Annotated in this window: 12 protein-coding genes; 2 read left to right on the top strand and 10 right to left on the bottom strand. The window is 37.0% G+C overall.

The genetic code is table 11. The features are described 5' to 3' along the window. Nucleotides 1-82 precede the first annotated feature (82 nt). Nucleotides 83-1,036, top strand: a complete 954-nt coding sequence (locus AC0L6O_RS17810) for a sugar phosphate isomerase/epimerase family protein (RefSeq protein ID WP_473304258.1) — start codon at nt 83-85, stop codon at nt 1,034-1,036. Between the two features lie 62 nt (nt 1,037-1,098). Here AC0L6O_RS17810 and AC0L6O_RS17805 read toward each other — a convergent pair whose 3' ends face one another. From AC0L6O_RS17805 to AC0L6O_RS17760, 10 genes are all read right to left on the bottom strand, one after another. Further along, complete coding sequence (locus tag AC0L6O_RS17805) at nt 1,099-1,794, bottom strand: sulfite exporter TauE/SafE family protein (protein WP_473304257.1); 696 nt, start codon at nt 1,792-1,794, stop codon at nt 1,099-1,101. 1 nt (nt 1,795) lies between these two features. Further along, nucleotides 1,796-2,227 (bottom strand): FixH family protein, encoded by a 432-nt coding sequence (locus AC0L6O_RS17800; protein WP_473304256.1) that lies wholly within the window; start codon nt 2,225-2,227, stop codon nt 1,796-1,798. Nucleotides 2,228-2,293: 66 nt separating this feature from the next. Then, entirely contained in the window at nt 2,294-3,724 is a 1,431-nt protein-coding gene (ccoG, locus tag AC0L6O_RS17795) for a cytochrome c oxidase accessory protein CcoG (protein ID WP_473304255.1), read from the bottom strand. 11 nt (nt 3,725-3,735) lie between these two features. Further along, nucleotides 3,736-4,548, bottom strand: a complete 813-nt coding sequence (locus AC0L6O_RS17790) for a cbb3-type cytochrome c oxidase N-terminal domain-containing protein (protein WP_473304254.1) — start codon at nt 4,546-4,548, stop codon at nt 3,736-3,738. A 12-nt stretch (nt 4,549-4,560) separates the two neighbouring features. After that, nucleotides 4,561-4,743 (bottom strand): CcoQ/FixQ family Cbb3-type cytochrome c oxidase assembly chaperone, encoded by a 183-nt coding sequence (locus AC0L6O_RS17785; protein WP_341225917.1) that lies wholly within the window; start codon nt 4,741-4,743, stop codon nt 4,561-4,563. Beyond that, complete coding sequence (gene ccoN / locus AC0L6O_RS17780) at nt 4,740-6,884, bottom strand: cytochrome-c oxidase, cbb3-type subunit I (RefSeq protein WP_473304253.1); 2,145 nt, start codon at nt 6,882-6,884, stop codon at nt 4,740-4,742. Before ccoN ends, AC0L6O_RS17785 begins: the two co-directional genes overlap by 4 nt. A 17-nt stretch (nt 6,885-6,901) precedes the next feature. Further along, nucleotides 6,902-7,375: a hypothetical protein gene (locus tag AC0L6O_RS17775; protein ID WP_473304251.1), complete on the bottom strand. Its 474-nt coding sequence runs from the start codon at nt 7,373-7,375 to the stop codon at nt 6,902-6,904. Between the two features lie 150 nt (nt 7,376-7,525). Next, on the bottom strand, nt 7,526-7,663 hold the full coding sequence (ccoS, locus tag AC0L6O_RS17770) for a cbb3-type cytochrome oxidase assembly protein CcoS (protein ID WP_473304250.1): 138 nt from the start codon (nt 7,661-7,663) through the stop codon (nt 7,526-7,528). 3 nt (nt 7,664-7,666) lie between these two features. Then, nucleotides 7,667-10,084, bottom strand: coding sequence for a heavy metal translocating P-type ATPase (locus tag AC0L6O_RS17765; RefSeq protein WP_473304248.1), 2,418 nt, complete (start codon nt 10,082-10,084; stop codon nt 7,667-7,669). Between the two features lie 79 nt (nt 10,085-10,163). Beyond that, complete coding sequence (locus tag AC0L6O_RS17760) at nt 10,164-11,234, bottom strand: L,D-transpeptidase family protein (protein ID WP_473304247.1); 1,071 nt, start codon at nt 11,232-11,234, stop codon at nt 10,164-10,166. Nucleotides 11,235-11,358: 124 nt separating this feature from the next. On the opposite strand from AC0L6O_RS17760, the gene AC0L6O_RS17755 reads away from it, so the two are divergent. Continuing rightward, nucleotides 11,359-12,087 (top strand): sulfite exporter TauE/SafE family protein, encoded by a 729-nt coding sequence (locus AC0L6O_RS17755; protein WP_473304246.1) that lies wholly within the window; start codon nt 11,359-11,361, stop codon nt 12,085-12,087.

Genomic DNA, 12,087 nt, shown 5'->3' with positions numbered 1-12,087 from the left:
TGAAATGAAGTTTTGACGCTTCTGCGAAACGCAAAACTCTTTTCGTTTTGTAATTTAGGTTTAGTACTAAAAAAGATTACCAATGGAACGTCGTCAATTTTTGAAATCTTCTGCTGCTTTTGCTGCGGCTTCAAGCCTTCCTCTTAATTCACTTTTTGCTCAGCAAGCTGCTGAAAGAAAGTTTAAACTAGCTCTAAATCCGGGTATTATTGGTGTCAAATCTAATCTAAGTGAAACCTTAGACTACGCCATCAAATATGGTTATGAAGCCATTAGCCCCTATACATCGGAAGTAATGAAGTCTTATTCTGATGCTCAGTTAAACGAGCATACAGCCAAGATGAAAGAGCACGGTATTTCTTACGACAGTACTAATGTGCCAGTAGATTTTAGAAAAGATAATACTACGTTTAACAATGATTTTAAGGACTTAGAGAAGTTCTGTAAAGTCATGTCAAAACAAGGGGCAACCAGAATAAACACTTGGATAATATCAAGCCATAATGAGTTAACCTATAATGAAAACATGAAGCAGCATGCCTACCGACTAGGAGAGTGTGCTCGTGTAATGAAAGATTATGGTATTAGGTTTGGCTTAGAATATCTTGGTACTAGAGATTTGTTGACCGCTATGAGGTATCCCTTTATAGCGAGTATGAAAGAAGGGAAAGAGCTTATTACCGAGATAGGACAGAGTAATGTGGGTTTTGTGTTGGATAGTTTTCATTGGTACACCGCAAATGACACACTAGAAGATATAAAAAGCCTTAAACCTGAAGATATTATCACCTGCGACATTAACGATGTTAGAGCAGGTTTTGAACGAAGAGAACAGACTGATGGAAAAAGAGAATTGCCAATGGCTACGGGCATTATAAATATCAAAGAATTCATGGAAGGGGTTATTGCTATTGGTTATGATGGACCATTAAGAACGGAGCCTTTTAACAAAGTACTGAATGATATGGAGAATGATGCCGCTTTGGAAACCAATATGGCGGCCATCAAAAAGACTTTGGCTACGGTAGGCTTATAAAAAGGATAGACCAGCATTTGAATAAATCAAAGCTGGTCTTTTTTTAGGTTAGAAGGTTGGTTTTAAGGTATAAAACACTGGACTATAGCCTTTACGCCTTGCCCGTGAAAGTCTGGGTTTTGGGTGGTAATTCCTCTAAATATTAGCCAGAATGCCAAGAGGGCATAAGTGGCGGGTATTATGTTTTTAATTCGGTTTCCAAATCGTTTTTTTATCCAGCCACTTCCTAAGGAAATTGATAACATCATAGGAATAGTTCCGAGTCCAAAGAGTGCCATAAAGCCAGCTCCTGAAAGGGCGTCTAACTGAATAAATGCTCCTGCCAAAGCTGCGTAAACTAAACCGCAAGGCAATAAACCGTTAATAGTGCCAAATATGAACTGACCAGTAAAGTAGTTTGCGTCAAAACTCTTTCGGAAACCAGATTTCAGTTTTGATGTAAAGCTGCTTAACTTATTGTAGAGGTATTTATTCTGAATGAAATTTCCAGATATAAATAGGCCAATTAGAATTATTAAGCCAAGCCAAACAGAAAGCACTCCTTTTGAAATAAAGAAGGTGGTATTTTGACCAATAAAACCAATAAACAAACCCAGTAGGGCATAAGTGAGTACTCTGCCAATATTATAAAGTGTTCTGCCTAGGAAAAAAGTGGGGTATTTTTTCTTATCATTTGGAAGTAAAAGAGTCAAGGGACCACACATGCCCGCACAGTGTAAACTGCCAAAAAATCCCATGATTAAGGCAGACCAAAGCATGTCAAATAGTTAATTTCTGCTCTAGGTAATACTTCTTAGCGTCTTTTGACCAGTTTAGCTTTAAAACCCAAAGCCCTTTCTCAAGCTTATCCGTTGAAACATTTAGGGTATTGTTCAGACTTAATTTAAAAGGAATAGAGATGTCCATATCGCCGTTTGAAGGTCTGTAAAGACTTACTTCTCCAGACGATTCGCTACACTCTTCTGGGAATGTAATGGCTAATCCTGTTTCTGAATAATCAATAATAGGCTCCACGCTTAAATCATATGTGTTTTGAGTTTGGTCTATTTTATCTTGATAAGCTAGCTCTTGTTTATAGTAATCTGTACTAACTAGAAAAATGTCTTTCTGCTGAACGCACATATAAACCAGACCAATCATAAAGACTACGAAACTGCTATATAAAAGTGCAATACCTTTTCCCCAACTCATATTCTTGTTTTTTTGTAGATTGATAAACCCTTACTCGTTAATTCTAATTTTTCTAAAAGCCCAAAGCTATTTAGCCACCGGCCCAAAGAATGTAGTTTCTATAGTTTCTATGTTTTCTTCTGCGTCATAAAGCTCTATTACTACTTCTGTTTTAGTACTGGTAACTTTTTCTTTTTCTAGTTCTATAAAGAAAACCACTTCTCTCTTTTCGCCAGAAGGTAATTTTATGCTGCTTTCTGCACCCACTACTCTAAGTTCACCTGCTGGTTCTACTAATTTCAATTGGACATTTATCTCGTTTTGAGACTTATTGACCATTTGGGCATTGTAAAGGTTTGTAACCGTACCCTTTTCGGTAGTTTGATATAATTGGCCAGGTACTCGCATAACCGTAGTTTCTATATCAGACCTACCTATAATCAATAAAGCTTCAATACCGATTAGTAAAGTTAAAACAATACTGTAGGCAATAGACCTTTTAGAGAATTTATAAGGAACTCCTTTTTCTACTGATTCTACAGAGGCGTATCTTATCAAACCTTTTGGCTTATTAACCTTCTCCATTACATCGTCACAGGCATCTATACAGGCAGTACAGTTAACACATTCTAGCTGAATACCGTTTCTGATGTCAATTCCCGTAGGGCAAACTTGAACACAAAGCTTACAGTCTACACAGTCGCCTTGAGCTTGTGTCTCTTCTGGTGCATTCTTTTTGATTTTACCTCTAGGCTCGCCTCTTATGTAATCATAAATTACGGTCATGGTGTCTCTGTTTACCAGTACACCTTGTAACCTTCCGTAAGGGCAGATAGCGATACAAACCTGCTCTCGCAATTTAGTGAACACAAAATAGAAAATACCTGTAAAAACCACCAAGCCAATAAAGCCAGAAAGGTTTTCAGAGGGAGATTGACTAATGAGTTCTTTCACACTTTCTATCCCAATAATATAGGCCATGGTCATATGGGCTATTAAGATAGAGAAGGCAATGAAAATGATGTGCTTGAGTGTTTTTCTCCAAATTTTGTCAAAAGTCCATGGAGCTTCGTCAAATCTTTTTTGAGCTCTGCCGTCACCTTCTAGCCAGTTTTCTATGGGTCTGAAAATCATTTCCATAAATACGGTTTGAGGGCAAAGCCATCCGCACCAAATTCTACCAAAAGCTACTGTGAAAAGTGCGATAAACAGCACAAAAATTATCATTCCTAATCCAAACAAAACGAAGTCTTGTGGAAGGAAGTATTGACCAAAGATGACGAACTTCCTTTCAAAGAAGTTCATCATTAATAAGGGCTGTCCGCCAATTTTTATAAAAGGACCACTGATGAAAATGGTAAGAAATACGATGGTGGCCAAGAGCCTTTTATTTAGAAAAGGTCCTTTGGCTTTTTTAGGATAAAGCCAGATTCTTTTCCCGTCTTTGTCTACAGTGGCTAGACTGTTACGGTATTCATCATCTTCGTATAACTCTTCAAAAACATCAGTGGTAGACATTGCTTTTTATTTTAAAGTACCTCTTCGGCTTCTGCAGATTCTGCAGTGACCTCTTCAGGCGTGTATTTTTCACCTTGGGCAGCTTTTCCATTTGGAGGATTAGTGCCTTGAAGTGTAATAATGAAACTACTTACTTGCTGAATATCAACAGGCTTAAGGGTAGCTTCCCAAGAAATCATTCCTTTTTCAGGAATACCATATTTTACTGTTTGATAAATACTGCTTACGTCTCCGCCATGAAGCCAGAATTCATCAGTCAAGTTTGGTCCTACACCACCTTCACCTAAATTTCCGTGGCATACGGCACAGTTACCGTCATAAATAGTTTTACCTCTAGTAATTTGTGTTTCGTCGGTAATGAGTTCTACGGCACTTTCATCTATGGCAGTTTCTGGGCTATTTTGTTGAGCTAAAGCTTTTTCTTCAGCTGCTTCATTCATAGCTATTTCGTACTCCTCTGTTTGAAGTGGACTCCATTTCCAAACATGATAGTTAAACATATAAACTACCGCGAAAACTATTCCTGCGTAGAACATACCTAACCACCATGGTGGAAGGTGATTGTCAAGCTCGTGAATACCGTCATAATCATGATCCATTAAAAGCTCAGATTCCATTTCCATTGGTACCTCACCTTTAATTTTCTTCCAGAAGGAATCTAAAGAAAAGGCTTTAGTTTCAATGCCCGCTTTCTTATATAAGATAGCTTGAGCTGTGAGAAACACATTGATAACCAAACCAAGAAGTATGATGGCAAAAATGATGAGAACAACCAACAGTATAAATTGGAATAACTGTTCTCCAGTTTGTATTGAAAAATTCATAGACTAAGTGGTTTAAGCTTTAGAACCCTTCCTTTCGCTGTCGCCAAAAGGAAGGTTTTCCATGTGAGTAATGTATTTTTTGTCAGACTTGAATACGAAGATTGCAAGCAGAACAAAGAATATGAAAAATATGCTTAGCGATATGATAGGGTAAATACTTACTCCTTCTATATCAGATAGGTAGTTCTTTATCATCGGTTTACTTTTATATCGGTTCCTAATCTTTGTAAGTAGGCTATAAGAGCTACAATTTCTTTTGTCTCGCCCACCTCAATTCCGCCTTCGGCCAAATCTTGTGAAATCAATTCAGCTTGCTCCAGCATAGTACTCGTAGCATTTTCAATCTCTTTATCAGAGTATGGAACGCCAAGGGTTTGCATGGCTGCTAATTTATCCACTATCAATTCCGTGTCGACGTCATTATCAAACAGCCAAGGGTAGGCAGGCATAATAGAACCTGGCGACATGCTGCTAGGGTCTAACATGTGGTTATAATGCCAGCTGTTAGGGTATTTACCTCCTTCACGCTGTAAGTCTGGACCTGTTCTTTTTGACCCGAATAAGTGAGGGTGGTCATAAACTAGTTCACCAGCTTTAGTGTATTCACCATATCGCTCGGTCTCACTTCTAAAAGGACGAATCATTTGAGAGTGACAGTTATTACAACCCTCTTTGATATAAATATCTCTACCTTCTAATTCTAATGGGGTATAAGGCTGCACAGAAGAAATAGTAGGAACGTTAGAATCAACTATCCAGGTAGGAACAAATTCTACAACCCCACCTATTAATACTGCTACAAAAGATAGTACTGTAAATAAAACAGGCTTTCTTTCTAAAACAGCATGCCAGTGACCTCCGGTGATTTTTACCTTTTTCTTTAAAGCCGCAGCCTCTGCATATTCCTCTTCTTGGAACACACCAGTACCTGCAGTTTTTATTAGGTTATAAACCATTACAAAGGTTCCTATCAAATACATAGTACCACCAATAGTACGCATTACATACATTGGAAGAATCTGTGTTACGGTTTCTAAGAAGTTTGGATACGCTAAGAAGCCATCAGTGTCAAACTCTTTCCACATTAAACTTTGTGTGAAACCTGCCCAGTATAATGGAAGTGCGTAAAAAAGAATACCTAAAGTAGCAATCCAGAAGTGAGCATTTGCAAGCTTAGTAGAGTAAAGTTTTGTTTTCCACATTTTCGGAATTAGATAATACAACATTCCGAAAATCATAAAGCCGTTCCAGCCAAGAGCACCTACGTGCACGTGAGCCACGGTCCAGTCAGTATAGTGTGATATAGCGTTTACGTTTTTAAGAGAAAGCATAGGGCCTTCAAAAGTGGCCATACCATATGCTGTAACTGCTACCACAAAGAATTTAAGAACTGGATCTTCTCTTACTCTGTCCCAAGCTCCACGTAGTGTCAAAAGACCGTTTAGCATACCACCCCAAGATGGAGCTAAAAGCATAATAGAGAAAGCCACACCTAAACTCTGAGCCCAATCAGGAAGAGCAGTATATAATAAGTGGTGAGGACCTGCCCAGATATAAATGAAAATTAAAGACCAGAAGTGGATGATAGACAGTTTATAAGAATAAACGGGCCTGTTAGCTGCTTTAGGTAAGAAGTAATACATCAAACCTAAAATAGGGGTAGTTAAGAAGAACGCAACAGCATTATGGCCGTACCACCACTGTACAAGGGCGTCTTGAACACCAGCAAATAAAGTATAACTCTTAAATAAAGTAACCGGAACGGCTAGTGAGTTAACAATGTGTAATAGAGCAATGGTAACAGCTGTAGCTAAATAAAACCAAATAGCAACATACATATGTCGCTCTCTTCTTTTAACTAAAGTTCCTACTAAGTTAATGGTGAAAATAACCCAAACTACTGCTATGGCAATATCAATAGGCCACTCGAGTTCAGCATATTCTTTAGAAGTGGTAAACCCTAAAGGTAAAGTAACTGCAGCACCTACAATGATAAGTTGCCATCCCCAGAAGTGGAGCCAGCTAAGTGTTTTGCTAAACATAGGAGCCTTACTAAGACGCTGTAGCGAGTAGTAAATACCTGCAAACATACCATTTCCTACAAATGCAAAAATGACTGCATTAGTGTGCAGAGGTCTCATTCTACCAAAAGTAGTGTAGGGTAGGTTAAAGTTGGCAGCTGGGAAAAATAGCTGAATGGAAGCGGTCAAACCCGCAAGCATTCCTACAATTCCAAAAACTACCGTGGCAATCAAAAATGCCTTGACAATCTTATTGTCGTAGTGAAACCCTTCCAAAGTTTCACCTGATTTGTCAGTGGTAACGTTTATATCCATAAACCTTGATTTGTTGTTTAATTATCAATTGTAAAACTAGAGCCACACGTTTTTAGGAAACATGACGTGCTTCGTAAGCATTTATGACATTGGTCATATTTGTTTTCAAATTCCGAGCTGAATTTACTTAAGGTGTTTTTATAATCCTTGTAATTGGCTTTAAAATATGCCATTTCCTTCTTGAAATATTGATGGTTTTTAATGCTTTTTATATCTTCTAAAACTATCTTTTTACCATCGTTTTTTGGTTGAAATAGTGTGTTTAATTCATCTAAAAGCCTGCTAATTATGGTTTTGATGATGTTAGAGTCCTGAGAGAATTCGGCTACTTTAAGAGCATTTTTGCTGTCGCCAATGGTTTTGGCTTTCAGGTGATTAACTGTTGTTAGAAACGAGCTTATTTCTTTTTCAGCTTTAAGAAGCATTTTTTCATAAGCGTTAAGTTCTTTGGAAGCTTGTAGCACAATGCTGCCACTATTCATTGTTCTCATTGGTATTGGGTATTTATTTTGAAGGCCTAAAAGTAGATGCCTAGTATGAGAAGAAGAATGAGGTAGGTAAGGCTAAATTATGATTTTGATCACATTGATTATTTGACGCTTTTCGATAAGCGTTTTAGCTGAAGAATAATGGGTTTAAGTTTAATCGTCTCCTAAAATCCGCATGGCAGGCGTTTCGGTATCTTCAAATTGACCGTCATCTGTAGCCCAGAAAAATGCCATTAAGAAGCCTCCTGCTACAAGAAGGGCTAGAATAACTAAGAGTATTATTATGGACATGGTTTAGACTAGTTTAAGTTTTTTGGCAGAAATATGTGTTAAAACTATCGCAAATAGTACTACAGAAATAGAGCTAAGCGGCATAAATATGGCAGCCACTACTGGTGATAGTTGGCCTGTAACGGCCCAACTAATGCAAATGAAATTATATACTAAAGATAGCAAAAAACTAAGTTTAACAATATTTACCGCTCTTTTACTGAACAAAAGAAATTTAGGAAGTAGTTTGAATTTACTCGCATCCATTATGGCATCAGAAGCTGGTGTAAAAGCTTGCGTATTTTCTGAAATAGCTATTCCTACATCGCTTTGACCTAAAGCTCCTGCGTCATTAAGTCCGTCGCCCAGCATCATTACGTTTTTCTTTTGATTTTGCAGTTTGGCTATAAAGTCTAACTTTTCTTGTGGTTTTAATCCAAAGTGGAGGTTTTGCGGTTCAAAAAAGCCTTCTAGGTGTTTTCTGTCTTTACTATTATCTCCAGAAAGAAGCTGGGTTTGGTATTCACCGTTCACTGCAGTTAAAACCTCACTCAAACCTTCTCTGTAACTTGGTTTGATAACAAAATAGCCTTTCAGGTCTCTATCAATTTTTAGATAAGCTGAAGCCTCCTCTGTTCTCTCTGATTCCGGAATTTTTAAAAAGTCGGCACTACCTATTCTAATGTGCTTTGATTTTATAAAGGCTTCTATTCCCGCTCCTTTATGTTCAAAGAAATAGTCTACTTCAAAGGAGTCGGCTGTGGCCATGTCGGCAAATATTATTTTGCTGATAGGGTGCAATGATTGCTTAGTTAGGCTTTTAAGTAAAGCTTTTTCTTCTCTATTTAAAGGCTCACCCGAATACCTAACTTCCGAAGAACTGTTTTTGGTTAAGGTACCCGTTTTGTCAAATATTAGCTCGTCTATTTCAGACATTTGCTGAATAACTACAGGGTTTTTAACATAGAAATTATTCCTCCCAAAAATATTCATCACAGCTCCCATGGTAAAAGGCATAGAGAGTGTGAGAGCACATGGGCATGCCACCATTAAAACAGCGGTAAGTGCTGGCCAAACTAGGGAAGGGTCATTAAACTGCCAGTAAATACCTGTTGAAATTGCTATCCCCAGCGTTATGTAGGTAAAGTATTTGCTGAAAGCTGCAGAAAGTTTGGTGTCTTGTTTAATCTCGTTTTTCTTTAAAGCGGCGTTATTCCAGAGCTGCGTTAAATAACTTTGAGATACTTCTTTCTGAATTTTTAAGCTAATGTTATCACCTTTTTGCCGACCGCCAGCATAAATAAGTTCGCCTTCATTTATTCTTATAGGTTCGCTTTCTCCTGTAACAAAACTGTAATCTATATATGCTTTACCTTCTGTTAGTATCGCATCTGCCGGAATAAGCTCTTCATTATGAATAAGCATAACCTCGCCTTTTTTTAGACTTTCTACACTTCTGTAATATGTAGATTCTTCTGATGCAACTTGAACAGCAAGCGGGAAATATGATTTGTAGTTTCTTTCGAATGAAAGAAACTCAAAGGTTTTGGTTTGTGTCCATTTACCTACTAAAAGAAAAAGCACAAGTCCAGCTAAACTGTCCCAGTAAGCTCCGCCATGGTTAAAGAAAGTTTCATATAAGCTCCTAAAAAATAGGGCTGAAATACCCAAAGATATAGGGATGTCTACACTGAGAATAGTAGTATTTTTGGCAAGTAACTCTTTTATAGAAATATAAGCTCCTTTTAAATAATCAGAAGCTCCATAGAAGAAAACAGGTAAAGCTAAAAGGACATTCAAATAGAGGAAGAAGGATTGATATTGGGAATCAACGGCATTATCTAGATCTAAATTGAAATATTCTGGAAAGCTTAACAGCATGATGTTTCCAGCACAAAAGCCTGTTACCGCTATTTGTTTTAAGAGTTTGTTAGATTTTTTAGAAACGTTTTTAGTAGAATTGTTTAAGGAGATTAAAGGCTCATAACCTAAGGTAGCTAGCAACTCTACTATGTCTTTTAAAGAAGTTTCATTAGGCCTATAAGCGAGTTCTAATTCTTTCTTTGTGAAATTGAGTTTAGAGCTGATAACCCCCTTTTTAACTTTCTGTAGATTTTCTAAAAGCCAAACGCAGGAACTACAATGTACATCAGGAAGATAAAGATTGAGCTTATGTAGATTTTGAGATTTGAAATCGAGAAGTTCATCCACTATTTCATCAATTCCTAAGTACTCAAATTTACCGTCGAAGTTTTTACTTTTTAGGCTTACACCAGCATGCTGGTTAAGGTCATAGTAGGTACATAAATCTTTGTCTGACAGTATTTCATAAACCGTTTTACAGCCTATGCAACAAAAGTTTTTGTCATCAAAATAGACGCCAGACTCTTGGCAATTTTCCCCACAATGATGACATATAACTTGTTCTAAAACTTCTGACATACTCTGTAAATTAGTATTTTACAAATATGACTAGTACTGAAAGGAACAAAACTGCAATTGCTCAATTAGATATATGACCTTAGTCATATTTGACAATTTTGTAGTAATCTTTAACCGACTTCCATGTTCCGTTTTGGTCAATATAGTCAGTAAAATACATAACAAATATAGGTGTGTTTTGTTTTAATTCAATGACTTGCGGTTTTTGATTAATTAGACACTTTTCAAGTAAATCTTCATCAATGCTTTCTTTAGGTTCTAGGAGTTTTGCTAAGTCTAAAGGTCTTTCAAGTCTGATACAGCCATGACTGAAAAAGCGACTATCTCTATTGAAAAGTCCTTGGCTATATGCTGTATGAGGCACATCATGCATATAAACACTATACGGATTTTTGATGTTAATTTTTAACAGTCCAAGGGAATTATCGCAACCGGTACCTTGACGAAATTTATATTTGAAGTTTTTGGCGTTTACGCTATCCCATTTGATGGTAGCAGGATTAATTACCTGATATTTTTCGTTTAATACCTCAAAATTGTTTCGCTGCAGGTAGGAGATGTCTTCCTTGACTTTCGGGAGTATTTCATTTAAGGCTATATTTTTAGTAGCGGTCCAGTAGGGGTAAACCAGCACTGCATCTGCTTCCGTGGCCATTATAGGCGTTTTGTTTTTTGCAGTGCCCACTATAACATTCATCGTAAGCCAAGGCTGATTGTTCTTATAAAAAACAAGTTCATTAGATGCTACATTAATAAGAATAAAGGAGTCATGTTCATACCTGTTTAGCCACCTAAAGAAGTTCTGAAATTCGGCTAGTTTATAGTAATCTGGATGGTATTTGTATTGGAAACTTGATGTGTATTCTGAGAAGTCGGGTTCGAGATGACTTAGTAAAGGTTCTATAGAAGAACTAGTAGAAGCTACTTTTAACCATTGCTCTACATTTGTACTGTCAATTTTTTCTTTGAGAGCATTATAGGAAAGGAGTTTTGGCGTTTGCCCAAAATGGATTTTGTAAGCTAATTCGCTTAAAGCTTTGCTGGTATTTGGTGGCAAACTAATATTTCTTTCATTAGCTAATAGTGGAAGGCTGTTCTGGCCACTAGCCATAAAGCACATCAAAGTAAATAGTAGTAAAAGCTGTTTCATAAGACCAAAGCAAGGCTATATTTAACTATGATTATATACTTATAAACATGACCTTTTATGACCATACTCATAAAAGGGGCCTTATAATATTCCGCTATTTGATAATTGTAAAACACCAAACCTTTTGAATATCACCGATTTACTTTTTTATTTTCTTACGCTTTTGGCAGAAATTCTAGGAACTATAGGTGGATTTGGTTCCTCCGTGTTTTTTGTTCCTATGGCAGGCTTTTTCTATGATTTTCAGGCGGTTTTAGGGCTTACCGCACTTTACCATGTCTTTAGTAACCTTTCTAAAATTGTATTATTCTTTAAAGGCATGGATAGGCGTATTTTTCTGATAATAGGAATACCGAGTATTATTTTTGTGGTTTTAGGAGCTTACTTATCTCAGTTTTTAAAAGGTGAAATTCCAGCCCTAATACTCGGACTTTTCTTAGTTGCTTTTTCGCTTTTCCTTTTGCTTAAGCCAGACTTTACACTTAAGCCTAGTAATAAAAACGGTATTTTAGGTGGAAGTTTATCAGGTTTAGCCGCTGGGGTATTGGGTACAGGTGGTGCCATTAGAGGACTAACTTTAGCCTCTTTTAATGTGGAAAAGGCCACGTTTTTGGCCACATCTGCTTTGATAGATTTTGGTGTAGACTCTAGCAGGTTTGTGGTTTATTATTCACAAGACTATATCACTAAAGATATGCTTTGGAAAGCACCAGTTTTATTAATTATCTCTTTTGTGGGCACTTGGATAGGTAAGAAAATATTAAACAAGATGTCTCAAGAAAGCTTCCGAAAATTAGCTCTTTGGTTAATCTTAGCTGTTGGTATTACTAGTGTAATAAAGTTCCTGCTGTAA

It is taken from the genome of Arcticibacterium sp. GJ41-1 (assembly GCF_055808875.1).
The sequence above is the reverse complement of the archived record's forward strand: the minus strand, read 5'-3'. Positions and strand labels throughout refer to the sequence as shown.

Coding starts and splice junctions, on each gene's coding strand:
- AC0L6O_RS17810 (WP_473304258.1), top strand. CDS start 83: ATGGAACGTCGTCAATTTTTGAAATCTTCTGCTGCTTTTGCTGCGGCT.
- AC0L6O_RS17805 (WP_473304257.1), bottom strand. CDS start 1,794: ATGCTTTGGTCTGCCTTAATCATGGGATTTTTTGGCAGTTTACACTGT.
- AC0L6O_RS17800 (WP_473304256.1), bottom strand. CDS start 2,227: ATGAGTTGGGGAAAAGGTATTGCACTTTTATATAGCAGTTTCGTAGTC.
- ccoG (WP_473304255.1), bottom strand. CDS start 3,724: ATGTCTACCACTGATGTTTTTGAAGAGTTATACGAAGATGATGAATAC.
- AC0L6O_RS17790 (WP_473304254.1), bottom strand. CDS start 4,548: ATGAATTTTTCAATACAAACTGGAGAACAGTTATTCCAATTTATACTG.
- AC0L6O_RS17785 (WP_341225917.1), bottom strand. CDS start 4,743: ATGATAAAGAACTACCTATCTGATATAGAAGGAGTAAGTATTTACCCT.
- ccoN (WP_473304253.1), bottom strand. CDS start 6,884: ATGGATATAAACGTTACCACTGACAAATCAGGTGAAACTTTGGAAGGG.
- AC0L6O_RS17775 (WP_473304251.1), bottom strand. CDS start 7,375: ATGAGAACAATGAATAGTGGCAGCATTGTGCTACAAGCTTCCAAAGAA.
- ccoS (WP_473304250.1), bottom strand. CDS start 7,663: ATGTCCATAATAATACTCTTAGTTATTCTAGCCCTTCTTGTAGCAGGA.
- AC0L6O_RS17765 (WP_473304248.1), bottom strand. CDS start 10,084: ATGTCAGAAGTTTTAGAACAAGTTATATGTCATCATTGTGGGGAAAAT.
- AC0L6O_RS17760 (WP_473304247.1), bottom strand. CDS start 11,234: ATGAAACAGCTTTTACTACTATTTACTTTGATGTGCTTTATGGCTAGT.